A 17,882-nucleotide genomic window follows, 5' to 3' on the forward strand; every position below is an offset into this window, starting at 1 on the left:
AAGACGGCATCCCCGCCTTCCTTGTGTGCGCATGTCCGACTCCCCCCAGCAACATCACGGGGTTTCGATGTCGACTCTCTCTTCTGCGACCAAGTCTTCAATTCCAGTCAGCACGCTGGGTGTTCCGCGCATTGGTCTGCGGCGTGAACTCAAAGCCGCACTCGAGCAGTTCTGGTCGGGTAAAATCAATCAGGCGGCATTGCTTGAGATTGCTGCGCAGCTTCGCGCGGCAAGCTGGAAGCGCCAGCACGAGCTGGGTGTGACTATCATCCCATCGAACGATTTCTCTCTCTACGATCACGTGCTCGACACCAGCGTCATGGTCGGCGCCATTCCCGCCATCTACGGCTGGGCTGGCGGACCGGTGTCACTCGAGACGTATTTCGCGATGGCGCGCGGCAGCCAGACGGACGTCGGAGAGCACGGTGCCTGTGGACACGGAGATCATCATCATGGTCATGGCGTTCCCGCACAGGAAATGACGAAGTGGTTCGATACCAATTACCACTACATGGTCCCTGAATTTTCCAGGGATCAGAAGTTTTCGCTCGCCTCGACCAAGGTGATCGACGAATACCGCGAAGCAAAAGCATTGGGTTATCAGACCCGGCCTGTTCTCGTGGGGCCGGTGACATTCCTCAAGCTCGGCAAGGAAGCAAGTGAGGGCTTCGACAGGCTATCGCTGCTGCCCAAACTGTTGCCGGTCTATGTTGAAGTGTTGAAGCAGCTGGCAGCAGAAGGCGCGGAGTGGGTGCAACTGGATGAGCCCTGTCTGGCGCTCGATTGCGATGCGGCCACGGTCGCCGCGTTGAAGACGGTTTACAGTGAATTCGCGCTGAAGGTTCCGGGCATCAAGATCATGCTCGCGACCTATTTTGGCGGTCTCGGCGAGAACGTGAATCTGGTCGCCCGATTGCCTGTGGCCGGTGTGCATCTGGATTTGGTTCGCGGCAAACAGCAGCTGTCGACCGCCTCTCAGGCCATGCCCGCCGACGTTGTCCTCTCTCTGGGCGTGATCGATGGCCGCAACATCTGGCGAACGGATCTGTCGAAGCTCCTCAATGAGATCGAACCTCTCGTTGAAAGCAGGGAACCAGATCGCCTGCAACTGGCGCCGTCATGCTCGATGCTTCACGTGCCGATCGACCTCAACCAGGAAGCCGATCTGGATCCGGATCTGAAGAGCTGGCTCTCGTTTTCCGTCCAGAAGATGGTTGAACTGACCACTCTCAGCCACGCGCTGTCGCTGGGGCGCGATTCGGTGAGTGAAGTACTGCGGGTGTCGGATGCCATTGCCAAAAAGCGCGCGTCATCCCCGAAGATCCACAATCCGGCCGTGAAACGACGCGCTGAAAATATTTCGCCTGAGGTCGCGCGTCGCAACAGTCCGTTCGCGCAGCGCCGCAGGCTGCAAGGCGATGTCCTCGACCTGCCGGCGTTCCCGACGACAACCATCGGATCATTCCCGCAAACAGAAGAGGTCCGCAAGGCACGCGCGGCGCACGTCAAGGGTGCCCTCGACGATGCCAGCTACAACGCTTTCCTGCGCCGCGAGACGGAAGCGGCCGTGCGCTGGCAGGAAGACATTGGCATCGATGTGCTCGTCCATGGCGAGTTCGAGCGGAATGACATGGTGCAGTATTTCGGCGAGCAATTGTCGGGTTATGCATTCACAAAACACGGCTGGGTGCAGAGCTACGGCTCACGTTACGTCCGCCCGCCGATCATTTTCGGCGATGTCTCGCGTCCGAAGCCGATGACGGTCGAGTGGTCGTCCTATGCCCAGTCGCTGACGAAGCGGCCGATGAAGGGCATGCTGACAGGACCGGTGACCATGCTGCAATGGTCGTTTGTGCGTGATGATCTGTCGCGAGACCAAGTCTGCCGTCAGATCGCCTTTGCGTTGCGCGACGAGGTCGTCGATCTTGAAAAGTCAGGCATCGGCGTCATCCAGGTTGATGAGCCCGCGCTTCGCGAGGGGTTGCCGCTGCGCAAGGCGGACTGGAAAGCCTATCTCGACTGGGCGGTTGAGTGCTTCAGGATCTCGGCAGGCGGTGTCACGGATCAGACTCAGATCCATACTCATATGTGTTACGCCGAATTCAACGACATCATCGACGCGATCGGAGCGATGGATGCCGATGTCATTTCGATCGAGACGTCGCGTTCGAAGATGGAATTGCTGGATGCCTTCGTAAACTACAAGTACCCGAATGAAATCGGTCCGGGCGTCTACGACATCCACTCGCCGCGCGTGCCGGACGTGTCCGAAATGACGGCCTTGATCGACAAGGCGCGACGCAATCTGAGCCCCGATCAGATCTGGATCAATCCGGACTGCGGTCTGAAGACGCGCAAATGGCCGGAGGTGAAGGCGGCGCTGTCCAACATGGTGGAGGCCGCGAAGCTGGCGCGAAGTCTTCAGTAACACACTCTTTTCCTGAAAGTCTGTACGAGCGCGTCAGGTTTGACGCGCTCGTTTTATGTCGTGGTCCCGTCACATGCCCTTGTCACTGGCTGAAATCTGCTGCTGTCCCTTGCGCCCCGAGTTCAGTGCGCCCCGTGACCGACGTCGCTGGCGTATGCTATGAGGCGATTAAACCTCCCGTTTCCCGCAGGTGCAGCAATGTCGACTACAACAAGAAAAGACCCCAAATCGCTCCGAAGCGCCCGCTGGTTCGCGCCGGATGACCTGAGGTCGTTCGGGCATCGATCCCGTGCCATGCAAATGGGTTATGCCCCCGAGGAGTGGGTGGGCCGTCCGGTGATTGCGATCCTGAACACATGGTCGGACGCCCAGCCGTGCCACATGCATTTCAAAACCCGCGTGGACGACGTGAAGCGCGGCGTGTTGCAGGCCGGCGGCTTCCCGATTGAATTGCCAGCGCTGTCGCTCTCGGAATCCCTGCTCAAGCCGACGACCATGCTCTACCGCAATCTTCTGGCCATGGACGCCGAAGAGTTGCTGCGCGGTCATCCGGTCGACGGTGTGGTGCTGATGGGCGGGTGCGACAAAACCACACCTGCGCTGCTGCTGGGCGCGACCAGCATGGGGCTGCCGACGATTTACCTTCCGGCCGGACCGATGCTGCGCGGCAACTGGAAGGGCAAGACGCTGGGCTCCGGCTCGGATGCCTGGAAGTACTGGGACGAGCGCCGCGCCGGCAAGATCACAGCCGAAGAATGGGTGAACGTCGAAGCCGGTATCGCGCGCAGCTACGGCACGTGCATGACCATGGGCACGGCCAGCACGATGACGGCGATTGCCGAAGCCATCGGCATGACGCTGCCGGGCGCCTCGTCGATACCCGCGGCGGACGCCGGTCATATCCGCATGAGCTCTGAATGCGGCCGCCGCATCGTGGACATGGTGTGGGAAGATCTCACGCCGCAAAAGGTCCAGACTCGCAAGGCGTTCGAGAACGCGATTACGGTGGCGATGGCGATGGGCTGTTCGACCAACGCCATCATTCACGTCATCGCGCAGGCGAGACGCGCCGGGCAGGACATTGGCCTCGATGATTTCGAGCGGGCGAGCCGCAAGGTGCCGGTGATCGCCAATGTTCGTCCCAGTGGTGATACCTACCTTATGGAGGACTTCTTCTACGCCGGTGGGTTGCCTGCATTGATGATGCGCATTCGCGATCATCTGCATCTCGATGCGCTGACCGTCACCGGTAAAACCCTTGGCGAAAACATCGCCGGCGCGGAAGTCTATAACGACGACGTCATTCGCACGGTCGACGATCCGATTTATGCCGAGGGCGCGTTGGCGGTGCTGCGTGGCAATCTGGCGCCCGATGGCTGCGTGATCAAGCCCAGTGCCTGTGAGCCCCGTTTCCTGAAGCATTCCGGCCCGGCGCTGGTGTTCGACGATTACCCGTCGATGAAGGCGGCGATCGATCGCGAAGATCTCGATGTCACCGCGGATCATGTGCTGATCCTGCGCAATGCTGGTCCGCAAGGTGGTCCCGGCATGCCGGAATGGGGCATGCTGCCGATCCCGACCAAACTGGTGAAACAGGGCGTGCGGGACATGGTGCGGCTCTCGGATGCGCGCATGAGCGGCACCAGCTACGGCGCGTGCATCCTGCATGTCGCGCCGGAGTCTTACATCGGCGGGCCGTTGGCCTTGGTGCGCAACGGCGATCAGATCACGCTCGACGTCGCGGCGCGCACTATCAATCTGGATGTGCCGGAAGAGGAACTGGCGAGGCGCCGCGCGGAATGGAAGGCGCCGGAGCCGCACTACGAGCGTGGTTACGGCTGGATGTTCACGCGCCACATCCGGCAAGCCAATGAGGGCTGCGACTTCGATTTCCTTGAAAGCAGTTTCGGCGGTCCGGTGGACGAACCGTCAATTTACTGACGGTTTGATCCAGACCCGGTTGTCGTGAACGGCCGCGCCGCCATAGGGCGCGATCGGATCGGCGCCGGTCAGGGTATTGATGCCGCGTCCGTCTTCGTAGGCTGCATTCGGCCAGATCGATTCGGCGATCAGCACACCACGCCGGACGCCATCGAACAGCTTGGCATGCAGGCGCACCTCGCCGCGACGATTGCCGAGGATCACCTTGTCGCCGTCGCTAATCGACAGCGCTGCGGCATCGTCCGGATGGATCATCACCGTTGGCTTCTGCTCGCGGCCGAGTGCAGTGGGCGTTTCCGTGAACGTCGAATTGAGGAAGCTGCGTGCCGGTGAGGTCGCCAGCCGGAAGCCGTGCTCTTCATCTGCCTCTTCGATCACCTGCCAGTGATCCGGCAGCACCGGCATGTCATCGACGGGGCCGGAATGCCACGGACTGCGGAACGGCACTGTGGGCCATTCCGGCTTGAAGCGGAATTTGCCGCCGGGCCATGCGAAGCCCTTGGTGTAGTGCGCGGTGTCGAAATCCGGTTGACAGTCGACCCAGCGGTTACGCTTCAGACTTTCCCAATCGCCCCAGCCCGAATGCTGCAAGGTCCAATCGATGATCTCGTGCGGACTCATGTCGAAGCCGCGATGCTCCGCGCCAAGCCGTTTCGCCAACCCAACGATCACCTCGTGATTGGAGCGGCATTCTCCGGGCGCTTCGATCAGCTTGGGCCCGGCGAGAATGTACTGGTGTCCGCCGCCCTGGTAGACATCGTCGTGTTCCAAAAACATGGTGGCCGGCAACACCAGGTCAGCGACCTGGGCAGTCTCCGTCATGAATTGCTCGTGGACGCAGACGAACAGGTCCTCGCGCGCGAATCCCTGTTTGACGAGAGTCTGGTTGGGCGCCACGGAGATCGGGTTGGTGTTCTGGATCAGCATGGCCGTGACCGGCGGGCCGTTCCACAGGGCCTCTGCGTCGCCACACAACACCGCTCCGATGCGCGACTGGTCGAGCGAACGGATCGAGGGATCGACGGCGTCGAGTCCTTCGATCAGTGTCTTGTCCCAGTGAAAGATCGCGCCGTTGTTGTGAAACGCGCCGCCGCCTTCGTAACGCCAGGCGCCGGTGACGGCGGCAATGCAACTCGCCGCATGCATGTTGGGCGCGCCGTTGCGTGAGCGCGAAAATCCGTAACCGAGCCGGAAATACGTTCGCTTGGTATCTCCGACGAGTCGGGCGAATTCCTCGATGGTCTCCACCGGACAGCCGGTGATCCGCGACGCCCACTCCGGCCCGCGGCTGCGCAGATGCTCTTCGAGCTCGAGCGGTGCATCGGTGTGCTGCGCGAGGAAATCGCGGTCGGCTTTTCCGTCACGAAACACGCAGTGCATCACTGCGCAGGCGAGTGCGCCATCAGTGCCGGGGCGGATCAGGATCGGCAGGTCGGCCTGTAGCATGGTGCCGTTCATGTAGACGTCGATGGCGACAATCTTGGCGCCGCGGTCCTTGCGCGCGCGCACCGCGTGGGTCATCACGTTGACCTGCGTGCTCACGGCATTGGTGCCCCAGATCACCACGCAGTCCGACTTTGCCATCTCGCGCGGATCGGGGCCTGCAAGAAGCCCAGTGCCGGCGATGAAGCCCGTCCACGCGGGGTTGACGCAAATGGTCGAATGGAAGCCGGAATATTTCTTGACGTGACGCAGGCGGTGGATGCCGTCCCGCATCACCAGTCCCATGGTTCCGGCATATTGATAGGGCCAGATCGCTTCCGATCCGTGCCGCTGTTCGGCTTTGATGAACGCTTCGGCGACGAGGTCGAGCGCATCGTCCCATGCGATCGGCTCGAACGTGCCGGAGCCTTTTGCGCCGGTCCGCCGCAGCGGCTGCAGCAGGCGATCCGGATGATGGATGCGCTCGGCGTAGCGCGCGACCTTGGCGCAAATCACGCCAGCGGTGTAGCCATTGTCCGCCGCACCACGGACGCGGCCGATGGTGCGTTCGTCGAGGATGTCCACCTCGAGCGCGCAGGTGGAAGGGCAATCGTGCGGACAGGCCGTGGCCGCAGTGCGAATGGGCTTTACCGCAGCGCTGCGAGCGGTCTTGGGACGGAACATCTCGTTCATGGCGCCAAGTTTAGTCGGATGTCCGAGGACATGCAAAGCGTCGCGGAAGGCACCCTTCTGCCTGATTTTAGCTCGGAAAAATCAGTCTGTACGACTCAACGCAGGGGATGCAGATGTGCTATGCGAAGCCCAACCCGCAGGGGGCTATGCTGCTTCCGCCTTGGGGACTATCTCTGTCTTGAAGACGTGGGGAGATGCCGCCCGCATGAGCCCCTGTGAAGCCAATTGAGGAATTGTCGATGAATATTCTGCCCGGCAACATGCGTTTCGGCGCGGGCCAGTCCGTCAAGCGTCTCGAAGACCAAAGACTTCTCACCGGTACGGGGCATTTCATCGACGACAAGCCGGAAGACGGCGCGCTTTGGCTGTACGTCCTGCGGTCGCCACATGCTCATGCGAACATCAAGTCGATTGACGCCAAATCGGCCTCTGAGCTTCCGGGGATCAAAGCGATTTTCACCGGCGCCGATCTGGTCGCGGACAATATTGGCTCGCTGCCGACCTTGCCGATTTTCAAACGGCCCGATGGTTCGGCTTTGGCGGCTCCTCCACGCCGGCTGCTGGCCCATGAGACCGTGCGGTTCGCCGGTGAGCCGGTCGCGGCCGTAGTTGCCACGTCTCGTAGCGCGGCCCAGACTGCGGCTGAAGCCATCGTGGTCGATTACGACGTGTTGCCGGCCGTCGTCGATCCTGTTGCAGCGGTCGCGCCCGGAGCGCCTGTGGTATGGAAGGATGCACCGGACAATATCGCGGCTGCGATGAGCTATGGCGATGCCGAGGCTGTCGAAGCGGCGTTTGCCAAGGCCAAGCATGTCGTATCGCTCGACATCGTGAGCCAGCGCCTTGTGCCGGCGGCGATGGAGCCGCGCAGTACGATTGCGGAAGTCGACAAGAAGACCGGACGGCTGACGCTTTACGTGCAGTCACAAACTCCGACTGCCACGCGTGACGTTCTTGCTGATGCGGTGCTGAAACGCCCGAAGGACAGCGTTCACGTGCTGGTCGGGGATATCGGGGGCGGCTTCGGCCAGAAGACCAATCTCTCTCCGGAGGACGGTATTGTCGCCTACGCCGCAACGAAACTCGGCGGCAAGGTGCGTTGGCGCGGCGAGCGTATCGATGAGTTCGTTGGCGGCTCGCATGGCCGCGACCTGACATCTGTCGGAGAGTTCGCGCTCGATGAAAAGGGACGGGTGCAGGCGTTCCGCGTGCGCTCGTATGGCGGTACGGGCGCCTACCTGACAGGCGCCGGCCTGATCATTCCGCTGGTGCTTGGTCCGTTCGTCGCCACGGGTGTTTACGACCTTCCACTGATCCACTTCGACATCAAGGCGGTGCTGACGAATACTGCGCCAACCGGGCCTTATCGCGGCGCCGGGCGGCCGGAAGCGGTCTTCATTGTCGAGCGATTGATGGATGCGGCGGCGCGCCAGCTCAAGATGGACCCGCGCCAGATCCGCAAGGTGAATTTCATCAAGCCGGCGCAGATTCCCTACAAGAACGCTGTCGGTCAGGTTTACGACAGCGGCGCCTTCGCTCACATGCTTGAACGTGCGTCGGAGCTCTCGGACTGGAACGGGTTTGCTGCGCGCAAGAAGGCGGCGAAGAAGAAAGGCCTGCTCTATGGCCGCGGTCTCACAAGCTACATCGAATGGACCGGCGGTCGCGTGCACGTTGAGAAAGTGACGATTTCGGCGACCACTGAAGGACGCGTCGTCTTGCATTCGGGCACCCAGGCCATGGGGCAAGGCCTGCAGACGGCCTATTCGCAGATCGCCGCGACCGCACTCGGTATTCCGATCGATCGCATCGACGTGATCCAAGGCAACACGGATCTTGCGACCGGCGGCGGCAGCGTAGGCTCGCGCTCGTTGTTCGTTGGCGGCACCGCGGTTGCGGTCTCGACTGTTGATCTCATCGAAAAGGCGCGCGAGAAAGCATCGAACCTTCTTGAAGCTTCATTGGGTGACATCGAATACAGTGATGGCTGGTTGACGGTGGTCGGCACCGACCGTCGCGTCAGCCTGTTCGATCTGGCGAAGCACGAGCAGGGCGGCCGGCTGAGCGTCGACAGCCAGGGCGAGGTGGATGCACCAAGCTGGCCAAATGGCACGCACATCTGCGAAGTCGAGATCGATCCGCAGACCGGCATCACCAGCGTGGTGCGTTACACCACGGTCGACGACGTCGGGATCGCCATCAATCCCATGCTGGTCGCAGGGCAGATCCATGGCGGCGTGGCGCAGGGGATTGGTCAGGCGTTGTATGAAGGCGTCGCCTACGATGCTGAAGGTCAATTGATCACCGCGACGTATCAGGATTACTGCATCCCGCGCGCCAGCGACATTCCGCCGATCGAGGTCACGCTCGATGAAGCGGCGCCTTGCAAAACGAATCCCTTGGGGGCCAAAGGCTGTGGCGAATCGGGAGCGATCGGCGGACCGCCCTGTGTCACCAACGCCGTCATCGATGCGTTGAGCGAGCTTGGCGTCAAAACCCTGCAGACGCCGCTCTCGCCAATGAAGGTCTGGGAAGCCATTCGCGCGGCATAACCGGACGAGCCGGGAGTTGGACCATCAGTTCGGCCCATCTCCCGCTGCCCGGAGCGCGGTCAGGCCTTCGCGATAGGTTGGATAGGCCAGCGTCACGCCGAGCTCGTCGCGCAGGCGGAGATTTCGGACGCGTTTGTTCTCGGCAAAGAATGACCGGCCCATCTCGGTGAGGCCGGCATTTTCGATGTCGAGTTCGCGCGGCGGCTCGCAACCGCAGAGGTTTGCGGCAAACGTCACCACGTCCTGTGGCGGCGCCGGTTCATTATCCGTCACGTTGTAGATTCTTCCCGCGTATGGCCGGTCCAGCGACGCGTCGACCGCGCGCGCAATGTCCTCGACATGGATGCGGTTGAACACTTGCCCGGGTTTGATCACGCGGCGTGCCGTCTCTTTGGCCAATTGCACAAGCTGGTTCTGGCCCGGACCATAAATGCCGGCGAGCCGGAAGATGTGGACCGCGACATCATTCGCCGCGCCGAATGAAAGCCACGCCTGTTCGGCATTCGCGCGATAACGCGAGCGTGCATTGCCCGGATTGACGGAAGTATCTTCGTCAACCCATGCGCCATCATGGTTGCCATAGACGCCAACGGTCGACAGATAGCCGATCCAACGTAAGTTCGGAGCTGCGGCGATATGCTGCGCGAAGGCGATCAGAACCGGATCGCCATCCGCGGCCGGCGGCGCCGAGATCAGCACAGCTTCGGCTGCCTGCAGGTCGGCTTCGATCTCGCCGTCGCTTTCATCCGGGCTGAAAACTCGCGCGATCAGGCCGGAGCTTGAAAGCACCTCCGCCTTATCACGTGAGCGCACGGTTCCAGTTACGCTGTGCCCATTCGCCAGGTGCCGTTCGGCGATGTATCTGCCGCTGTAACCGAGACCGAAGACAAAGAGTTTCACGAAAAGGCCCTGTTCAAAATTACCAATGCAACGTACCTATCGTCCAACAATACTTCAAAAATTGGAGCACTAGGTGAGCGACTACGATCCGCTTCGCGAATATTTGTCGCAGCAGACCGCGATCGAACTGGTTCTGACCTTCGATCAGATCGAGGACATCCTCGGCTTTGCGCTGCCGCGTGCCTCGCAGCGGGCGACGTGGTGGGAGAAAGAACGCAATCCCGAAAATGCGCGGCCTCAACGCGATGCCATTCGCGATGGCGGCTACGAGGCGACACGACTCGGCGACGGCAAGGGTGTTCGCTTTCGTAAGCTGTCCGCGGGCCGATTCAGGCCGAAACACTAATTTCCCGATCTGCTTAGAAAGCCTGCGCGCTGCCTGGCACCGTGCTGTTCAGATGCGGTCAGCAGTTTGATCAGCGTGGTTGCGGCGGTCGCGTGGGTGGTCTGCCCTGTGGGTGTGGCGGCATACATCGTCGCCAACTCGCATCCGGGAGGCAGCGGTCCGATCAACGTTAGCCCAGGTGTGTTGAGGATTTCCGTGGTCTGCGTACAGCCGATCGGACGTGCCGCATCGGATGAGGCAAGGTGGCGCATCGCGGTCGCACCATTGGGAAATTCCCGCAGCCGATCTTTCATGTCGCCGGCGATGCCAAGTTGGCTCAATACTTTGGCGATGTGCTGCCCGGCGGTGGAGGCCTTGGTATCCGGGACAAAGAAGGCGTCGCAGGCGCGCAGAGAATCGCGCAACGCATCGGCCGTATCGACAGCAACAGCCGGATCGGAGGCCCGCACTGCAATAGCAGCTTCGACGAGGCCGACGTCGGTTGCAGCGCCGGACACAATGAACCCGTCACGTGCCAGAGCGTCGAGCACGGCTGTCGTCAGGATCAACACGTCTGCAGGCCGACCGGCCCGCAATTTTTCAGCCATTGTGCCGACCGCACCGAATTCGCCTTCAATGACATAGCCGGTGATGTCGCGGAATTTCGCGGCAAGCGAGTCCACAAGTCCCTGAGCGGCGCCGCCGCTGAGAATTTTGAGCGTGTTCATGGGATGGTTTTTACTGCGCCTTGTTGTCGATAGTTTTGACGACGTTGGCCCATTTGGCGATGTCGCCGCGAAGGAATTTGTCGAACTCTTTCGACGTCATGGACATGGGCGCGGCGCCCTGCTTGGCCCACAGGTCAACGACGTCGGGCCGCTTGATAGCGGTGTTGATCGCGGCGTTCAATCGCTCGACGATGGGTTGCGGCGTGCCGGCGGGCGCCATGATGCCGAGCCAGATGGTGGCCTCATATCCGGGCACGCCGGCTTCCGCTACGGTCGGCACATCCGGCAAGACGCTGGAGCGCGTTGTCCCCGTTGTCGCAAGCGCACGCACTTGTCCCGCGGCGATGTTCGGCGCCATGGTGGTGACCGCATCGATCATCATCTCGATTTGCCCGCCGATGACATTGTTGCGGGCTTCTCCGCTGCCGCGATGAGGGACGTGAACAATGTTGGTGCCGGTCATGACCTTAAAGAGTTCGCCGGCCATGTGATACGGCGTGCCCTGTCCGGATGACGCGTAGTTCAGTTTTCCAGGATGAGCTTTGGCGAGCGCGATGAACTCCGACAGGGCCTTAGCCTGGACCGATGGATGGACCACCAAAACGAGATCGGACCTGTTGATCGGGGCGACAGGGATGAAGTCGCGCATCAGGTCGTAATTCCGTTGCGGCAAAAGGGATTCGTTTGCCGTCTGGGCATTCGACATCATCAGCAGCGTATAGCCGTCCGCGGGTGCCTTCGCGGCTTCCAATGTCCCGATCACAGCTCCTGCGCCGGGTCTATTCTCGACGATGAAAGGCTGTTTGAAGTCTTCCTGAAGAATTTTGCCGATCAGCCTTGCTGTCACATCCGCAGGGCCGCCGGCCCCGAAAGGCACGATGATCTTGACCAGTCGCGATGGAAATTCCTGCGCGAACGATTGCGATGCAAAAAGAGCAGCACAAAAGGCCAGGGCAAACGTCAAGCGACCCATCTGTTCCTCATGCATCGTGGTCTTACTGCAGTAGATGCTGAAAGGGACCGGATTACCAGCCGCCCGACATCTAGGTTGCGCTGCAAAATCCGGATCGTGTCGCAGCGGCTTTAACGATCGCTGCTAAAGTCGAATGACTGTAAGGACTTCGTCGGTATAAAAGGAACGGCCTCAAACAAGAAGTTTACTGGGAGCGACATATGAAATCAAAATTGCTTGCTGCTGCGGTTGCAGCATTTTGCGTATCGACGGCGTTGCCGGCCGCAGCGCAGGTCAAGATCGGCATTCTGAACGACCAGTCCGGTGTGTACGCTGACTACGGCGGTAAGGGATCCGTCGAGATTGCCAAGATGGCTGTCGAGGACTTCGGGGGCGAAGTGCTCGGACAGAAGATCGAGATCGTCCAGGCCGATCACCAGAACAAGCCGGACCTCGCCGTGAGCATCGCGCGCAAATGGTACGAGGTTGAAGGCGTCGACATGATCACCGAGCTGACCACGTCCTCGGTCGCGCTCGCCGTGCAGGATCTGTCCAAGCAGATGAAGAAGATCGACATCGTAGTCGGTGCCGCATCCTCGCGTATTACCGGTGATGCCTGCTCGCCCTACGGTTTCCACTGGGCGTTCGATACTCATGCGCTGGGTGTCGGAACGGGCGGCGCGCTGACTGAAGCCGGCGGCAATACCTGGTTCTTCCTCACGGCGGACTACGCGTTCGGATATTCGCTGGAAGAAGATACCGGCAACATCGTCAAGTCCAAGGGCGGCAAGGTGCTCGGATCGGTTCGCCATCCGCTGAATTCGTCTGACTTTGCCTCCTTCCTGCTGCAGGCACAGAATTCAAAGGCGAAGGTCATCGGTCTTGCGAATGCCGGTCTCGACACCACCAATTCGGTGAAGCAAGCGGCGGAATTCGGCATCGTGGCCGGCGGCCAGAAGCTTGCGGGTCTGCTGCTGACGCTGGCAGAGGTGCATGGTCTCGGTCTGCAGGCAGCCCAGGGTCTCGTGCTGACCGAAGGTTACTACTGGGATCTGAACGACAAGACGCGCGATCTTGGACAGCGCTTCTTCAAACGCACAGGCCGCATGCCGAACATGATTCAGGCGGGCACCTATTCCGCCGTGCTGCAGTATCTGAAGGCGGTGAAGGCTGCAGGAACCAAGGATACGGAGGCGGTTACCAAGAAGCTCAAGGAGCTTCCGGTCAACGACGACTTCGCCCAGGGCGGCAAGGTACTGGCCAACGGCCGCATGGTGCATGACCTCTATCTGTTCGAAGTCAAGAAGCCGTCGGAATCCAAGAAGCCATGGGACTACTACAAGCTGATCTCGACCGTCCCCGGCGACAAGGCTTTCCCGGCTGCGAAGGACAGCGGCTGCCCGCTGACCAAGTAAAGCGAACCACGAAAGTCAAGCATTCCGGTCCGGCGCGTGTTCGCCGGGCCGGAATGTCCAAGCGGCCAAATATTTCAATCCGCGTGAATTTTAATCATTGTTCTTAAGCATCCGGCGCTGATTGTCTTTTTGATGAGACAGCAGCGCGCTAGTAAAATCGCATGAAGCATATTTTCGCCTCCTGTCTGTTGATCGCGCTGTGTGCGCCCGCCGTGGCGCAATCCTCGCCGGCCCCGAAGCCTGCCGCGCCCGCAACGGCTTCTCCGGCGGTGCCGGTTGCTCTGACCTGTGTCTACAACAGCAAGACTTACAGCGATGGCGCGCAGGTCTGCGTGAATAAAAATCTGATGCTGACGTGTGCCGCCGACAGCAGCAAGGCGCTGTGGAATGTGGCGACCGACAAGGATGCCCATGACAAGTGCGCACGCCCCGTCGTTCATCTGACCAAGGCACAAAAGCGTGCGCTCTGGCAGCGGAACAATATTCGTCGGCAGATCACGCGACCGACAGGGTCTCCGCCGTTCTGCTTTGGGTTCGATGATAGCCCGCTTTATTGCGAGTAAGTTTCTCGCTTGAGCTTGCGGCAGCGATCTCGCCGCAAGTCGATCAATTCACCTTGTACACCGAATTGGCCCACGTGCCGCCGCAGGTCTCGTCACGGTTTCCGGTGCACTTGGCGTTGCAGTTGTCGGCCGGGCCGGAGGCGCCGAACTTGTTGCCGCAAAAGCAATATGACGCGTATTGCGTTCCGGCGTGGCTGAAGCCCTTCTCGCGACAGGTTGAGATACACAGCTGCGTGGTCATGTTGCGGTCGTAGAAATTATGTCCGTCGAGATCGCGCTTGCCCTGATCCTTGAAGCACCCGAGATAGTTCGTCGGGGTTGAGGCTGCGGTCGCCGCGGGAGCGGAAGCTGCGGGCGACGAAGCCGCCGGCGTCGTCACCTTCTGCGCCGGCTGCAGCGATCGTTCGTCGGATGTCGCGGCAGCCACCTTGGTCTGCTGCACCTTCAAGTCCTGGATGCGCGCGCGGGCGAGGTCGCCATAGATGCTGTCGCCGAAGCGGCGCACGAAAGCCTCGAGCACGGCGGGATTGCTGGTTGCGGAGACGGCCCGCCAGGCTTCCGCGATGTCTGCCGACGACGGAGCAGGTGAGGATGTGCGTGGCGTCGCGGATTGATCCGCCGGCGCAGCCGCAACCTGTGTGGCTGCCGCGGCCGGCTTGTTTTGAGCTTGAGCGGGCGATGCTGGCGCATCGACGATGGCGATGGTCCTGCCGCCGAGCGAGCCGTAGACGTAGGGCTCCTGTTTGCGGCCCGTCGCTGCCATCACCGAGTCCCGGACCTGGCCAAACGCGATGCGCAGATCGACGCCGGGGACGGCGATGTTTTCGAGCAACGCTGTGGTGAACGGGCTGTTGGCGTTGTCGCCATCGAGCGCGACCGAGCCTGCTTTCGCGGCGAAGGCGATCAGCGTATCGGAGACAGTGGGCTCGACCTTTGCGAGACCACGCCCGACCGAGCGTGACGCGACGGTGCGTTTCATGGTCTTGGAAAATGGATTGTCGCGGCAGGCATCGAGCATCACGAGCCGCAAACGCTTTGCGGGTTCGATCGCCTTCAGCAGACGATCAAGCGACAGGGCTTCATCCTCGATATCGAAATCGCGCGCCAATTTGGCGTCGGCGGGAACAAGGTAGTTCGTCCCATCCACCTCGATGCCGTGACCCGCATAAAACACCACGGCGACATCGGCGTCCTGCGCCTTGTCCGAGAAATCGCCCACCGCCCGGCGCAAGGCGGCAATGCCGACATCGCGATAGGTTTCGACGACGTCAAAGCCTGCCTTTTTGAGCAGATTGGCCATGGCGCCTGCGTCGTTGGACGGGTTCGGCAGCTTGGCGACGTGTTCGTAAGAAGAGATGCCGAGCACCAGCGCAACGCGCTTGTCGGCATGGGCGGACGTCGCGGACAATTGCGCCACAGCCAGCAGCGCGCACACCACCAGGAAAGATCGCAGCGCTGTCAGCACCTTCAATTCTCCAAAAAATGCACTTTCTAAAAAACGTCCGGTGCGCTGTTTATCACACGCGCAGAGGCCCGGAAAAGAGGCGGAAGGTCGCAAAAAATAGTGTGGCGGTTCAGAAGTCCGCATCACTCGTGCGGCGAGTCCGGAATGCGGACTTCTGAACCAAAGCCACACTAGAACAATAGCTTGCTAGCGTCCTTCGATTCCGAAGTTCGCAGACGAATGTGCCGCGGAATGATGCGAACTTCGAAATCGGGACGCTAGCGGTTTCTCTTGAACTTTCCGGCCCGTGGCGTAGACATCGCCGACAGAAATCCAGCCGCCGGAACTCAGGAGAGCGTTGTCAATGTCCGTTCGTATCGTCGATGTTCGCGAAGTCACCAAGCCGATCTCGTCCCCCATCCGCAACGCGTATATCGACTTCACGAAGATGACGACGAGCCTGGTCGCGGTGGTGACCGACGTGGTGCGCGACGGCAAGCGGGTGGTCGGTTACGGCTTTAACTCGAACGGCCGTTACGGGCAGGGCGGATTGATCCGTGAAAGATTTGCGCCACGGCTCCTGGAGGCCGATCCGAAGACGCTCCTCGATTCCACCGGCGATAACATCGATCCCGACAAGGCGTGGGCCACGCTGATGTCGAATGAGAAGCCGGGCGGCCACGGCGAGCGCTCTGTTGCCGTTGGTACCCTCGACATGGCGATCTGGGATGCGGTTGCGAAGATCGCCGGCAAGCCGCTGTTTCGTCTGCTCGCGGAGCGTCACAAACGCGAGGCCAATCCGCGCGTGTTCGTCTACGCGGCCGGCGGCTACTATTATCCGGGCAAGGACCTTTCGATGTTGCGCGGTGAGATGCGCGGCTATCTCGATCGCGGCTACAACGTGGTGAAGATGAAAATCGGCGGCGCGCCGATCGCGGAAGATCGCGAGCGCATCGAAGCTGTGCTGAAGGAAATCGGCAGTCAGGCACAGCTCGCGGTGGATGCCAACGGCCGCTTCGATCTGGAAACCGCGATCGCTTACGCCAAGATGCTGCGAGAGTATCCGCTGTTCTGGTACGAGGAAGCCGGCGACCCGCTCGACTATCACCTGCAGGCTTCACTGGCAGAGTTTTATCCGGGCCCGATGGCCACTGGCGAAAATCTGTTCAGCCATCAGGATGCGCGTAACCTCATTCGCTACGGCGGCATGCGGCCGGATCGCGATTGGCTGCAGTTCGACTGCGCCTTGTCGTATGGCCTGTGTGAATATCTGCGCACGCTCGATGTGCTGAAGACCCACGGCTGGTCGCCCAGCCGCTGCATCCCGCACGGCGGTCACCAGATGTCGCTGAACATCGCGGCCGGTCTCGGTCTTGGCGGCAATGAAAGCTATCCGGATCTGTTCCAGCCTTACGGCGGCTTCCCGGATGGTGTGAAGGTCGAGAACGGTCACATCACCATGCCGGATCTTCCCGGCATCGGCTTCGAAGGTAAATCCGATCTCTATGCGGAGATGAAGGCGCTGGCGTCGTAACGGGCCTTCCGGCGGCTTTTGATTTTTCCGATCAGCCTTGAACTTCCGTCCGCGCTCGCTTGACCAAAAGAGCGAGCGGCGCGGAGGAGTGATCATGGAATATCTGTCACTGACGCGAGGGGGCATTGTTGGCTTTGCGCTCTTTGCCTTGAGTTGCACCGCGCAGGCTGAGCAGCCGAACAGTCCCTATGGTCCATTGGATCGCCTGCTCAAATCGAAAACCGACAGCCTGTGCTTTCGGCGCGACTACAATGCCGCTCATCTGAAGCGCCATTCGGGCCAGATGACGGAAACGATCATGCTGTCGTTTCGCGATGATGGTGTCCGGATTGCATTGAAGCAAAAAGACCGCAAAGCGCCGCGCTATATGTCGGCAAGTTGCAATTGGAGCGAGAGACGCAACGAGCGCTACCCGGAAAGCCACCCGATTCAAGCGTTCAGAAAAGACGCGGGCTACGATTGCATCGTCATTATGTCGCCGGGATCTGCGCAGGAAGGCGGAGTCGTCGTCATTGATCCGGCGAGTGATGGACAATCGCTGGTGCTTTATATTGAAGACTCGGTGGCGGTCCAGGACAGTCTCTCCGAGGATAGAAACGTCCTCACATTCAACCTCGGCCGCGAAGATCGGCAGTTTCGGCTCACCCGCACCGACGCCGCATCGTGCAAGCGGATGGACGATGGACTGGCATCCTTAGGTCTCTAAAGAAAGGCCCGGCTTTCAAACCGGGGCTTTCGAACGCAATACAACTACGTGCTGAAATGATCACCGGCCGTTGCCGCGGCAGCGACCGCCGGGACCGATGTGATACCCGCGCGGGCAGGCATGGGCTGCCGGATTGGCACAGTTTCTGCGGCAGCCGCCATAGAGGCCCCGATGCCAGCCGTTAGCCAGAACCGGTGACACTTCGTTAACGTCTGGGGTAGTCGTCCCCGCTGTCCACCGGTCTCCACCGAGAAAATCTCCGACGACCCATTGACGCGA

13 protein-coding genes are annotated in these 17,882 nt (G+C 60.8%); 8 read left to right on the top strand and 5 right to left on the bottom strand.

The features are described from left to right. Positions 1-67: 67 nt before the first annotated feature. Together metE and araD are read left to right on the top strand one after the other, a co-directional pair. Complete coding sequence (gene metE / locus ACP0KA_RS12195; RefSeq protein WP_424629041.1) at positions 68-2,428, top strand: 5-methyltetrahydropteroyltriglutamate--homocysteine S-methyltransferase; 2,361 nt, start codon at positions 68-70, stop codon at positions 2,426-2,428. 198 nt (positions 2,429-2,626) lie between these two features. After that, the gene (gene araD / locus ACP0KA_RS12200; protein WP_424629042.1) at positions 2,627-4,369 is read left to right on the top strand and encodes an L-arabinonate dehydratase; all 1,743 of its coding nucleotides are present in this window, start codon (positions 2,627-2,629) and stop codon (positions 4,367-4,369) included. Here the strand turns inward: araD and ACP0KA_RS12205 are convergent. Next, entirely contained in the window at positions 4,358-6,484 is a 2,127-nt protein-coding gene (locus tag ACP0KA_RS12205; RefSeq protein WP_424629043.1) for a molybdopterin-containing oxidoreductase family protein, read from the bottom strand. The genes araD and ACP0KA_RS12205 overlap by 12 nt on opposite strands. 239 nt (positions 6,485-6,723) lie before the next feature. On the opposite strand from ACP0KA_RS12205, the gene ACP0KA_RS12210 reads away from it, so the two are divergent. Next, positions 6,724-9,036 (top strand): xanthine dehydrogenase family protein molybdopterin-binding subunit, encoded by a 2,313-nt coding sequence (locus ACP0KA_RS12210; RefSeq protein ID WP_424629044.1) that lies wholly within the window; start codon positions 6,724-6,726, stop codon positions 9,034-9,036. Between the two features lie 24 nt (positions 9,037-9,060). On the opposite strand, the gene ACP0KA_RS12215 is transcribed toward ACP0KA_RS12210, so the two are convergent. Continuing rightward, entirely contained in the window at positions 9,061-9,936 is an 876-nt protein-coding gene (locus tag ACP0KA_RS12215) for an SDR family oxidoreductase (protein ID WP_424629045.1), read from the bottom strand. A 73-nt stretch (positions 9,937-10,009) separates the two neighbouring features. Here ACP0KA_RS12215 and ACP0KA_RS12220 point away from each other — a divergent pair, with 73 nt between their 5' ends. Then, positions 10,010-10,282 (top strand): DUF7662 domain-containing protein, encoded by a 273-nt coding sequence (locus ACP0KA_RS12220; protein ID WP_424629046.1) that lies wholly within the window; start codon positions 10,010-10,012, stop codon positions 10,280-10,282. On the opposite strand, the gene ACP0KA_RS12225 is transcribed toward ACP0KA_RS12220, so the two are convergent. Beyond that, positions 10,279-10,989, bottom strand: a complete 711-nt coding sequence (locus ACP0KA_RS12225; RefSeq protein ID WP_424629047.1) for a molybdate ABC transporter substrate-binding protein — start codon at positions 10,987-10,989, stop codon at positions 10,279-10,281. The genes ACP0KA_RS12220 and ACP0KA_RS12225 overlap by 4 nt on opposite strands. A 10-nt stretch (positions 10,990-10,999) precedes the next feature. Next, positions 11,000-11,962 (bottom strand): tripartite tricarboxylate transporter substrate binding protein, encoded by a 963-nt coding sequence (locus ACP0KA_RS12230; RefSeq protein WP_424629048.1) that lies wholly within the window; start codon positions 11,960-11,962, stop codon positions 11,000-11,002. A gap of 200 nt (positions 11,963-12,162) precedes the next feature. Between ACP0KA_RS12230 and ACP0KA_RS12235 the strand changes: the two genes are divergently transcribed. Both ACP0KA_RS12235 and ACP0KA_RS12240 read left to right on the top strand, forming a co-directional pair. Further along, positions 12,163-13,356: an ABC transporter substrate-binding protein gene (locus ACP0KA_RS12235; protein WP_424629049.1), complete on the top strand. Its 1,194-nt coding sequence runs from the start codon at positions 12,163-12,165 to the stop codon at positions 13,354-13,356. Between the two features lie 161 nt (positions 13,357-13,517). Continuing rightward, complete coding sequence (locus ACP0KA_RS12240) at positions 13,518-13,919, top strand: DUF1496 domain-containing protein (RefSeq protein ID WP_424629050.1); 402 nt, start codon at positions 13,518-13,520, stop codon at positions 13,917-13,919. Between the two features lie 43 nt (positions 13,920-13,962). On the opposite strand, the gene ACP0KA_RS12245 is transcribed toward ACP0KA_RS12240, so the two are convergent. Further along, the gene (locus ACP0KA_RS12245; protein WP_424629051.1) at positions 13,963-15,384 is read right to left on the bottom strand and encodes a caspase family protein; all 1,422 of its coding nucleotides are present in this window, start codon (positions 15,382-15,384) and stop codon (positions 13,963-13,965) included. Positions 15,385-15,727: 343 nt separating this feature from the next. On the opposite strand from ACP0KA_RS12245, the gene ACP0KA_RS12250 reads away from it, so the two are divergent. After that, positions 15,728-16,897: a mandelate racemase/muconate lactonizing enzyme family protein gene (locus ACP0KA_RS12250; protein WP_424629052.1), complete on the top strand. Its 1,170-nt coding sequence runs from the start codon at positions 15,728-15,730 to the stop codon at positions 16,895-16,897. Positions 16,898-16,991: 94 nt separating this feature from the next. Further along, entirely contained in the window at positions 16,992-17,603 is a 612-nt protein-coding gene (locus ACP0KA_RS12255; RefSeq protein ID WP_424629053.1) for a hypothetical protein, read from the top strand. Positions 17,604-17,882 lie beyond the last annotated feature (279 nt).

It is taken from the genome of Bradyrhizobium sp. SYSU BS000235, from assembly GCF_049747295.1.
Classification (GTDB): domain Bacteria; phylum Pseudomonadota; class Alphaproteobacteria; order Rhizobiales; family Xanthobacteraceae; genus Afipia.

What these genes read in the sequence shown, in the direction of transcription:
- metE (WP_424629041.1), top strand. Translation starts at nt 68, where the DNA reads ATGTCGACTCTCTCTTCTGCGACCAAGTCTTCAATTCCAGTCAGCACG.
- araD (WP_424629042.1), top strand. Translation starts at nt 2,627, where the DNA reads ATGTCGACTACAACAAGAAAAGACCCCAAATCGCTCCGAAGCGCCCGC.
- ACP0KA_RS12205 (WP_424629043.1), bottom strand. Translation starts at nt 6,484, where the DNA reads ATGAACGAGATGTTCCGTCCCAAGACCGCTCGCAGCGCTGCGGTAAAG.
- ACP0KA_RS12210 (WP_424629044.1), top strand. Translation starts at nt 6,724, where the DNA reads ATGAATATTCTGCCCGGCAACATGCGTTTCGGCGCGGGCCAGTCCGTC.
- ACP0KA_RS12225 (WP_424629047.1), bottom strand. Translation starts at nt 10,989, where the DNA reads ATGAACACGCTCAAAATTCTCAGCGGCGGCGCCGCTCAGGGACTTGTG.
- ACP0KA_RS12230 (WP_424629048.1), bottom strand. Translation starts at nt 11,962, where the DNA reads ATGGGTCGCTTGACGTTTGCCCTGGCCTTTTGTGCTGCTCTTTTTGCA.
- ACP0KA_RS12235 (WP_424629049.1), top strand. Translation starts at nt 12,163, where the DNA reads ATGAAATCAAAATTGCTTGCTGCTGCGGTTGCAGCATTTTGCGTATCG.
- ACP0KA_RS12240 (WP_424629050.1), top strand. Translation starts at nt 13,518, where the DNA reads ATGAAGCATATTTTCGCCTCCTGTCTGTTGATCGCGCTGTGTGCGCCC.
- ACP0KA_RS12250 (WP_424629052.1), top strand. Translation starts at nt 15,728, where the DNA reads ATGTCCGTTCGTATCGTCGATGTTCGCGAAGTCACCAAGCCGATCTCG.
- ACP0KA_RS12255 (WP_424629053.1), top strand. Translation starts at nt 16,992, where the DNA reads ATGGAATATCTGTCACTGACGCGAGGGGGCATTGTTGGCTTTGCGCTC.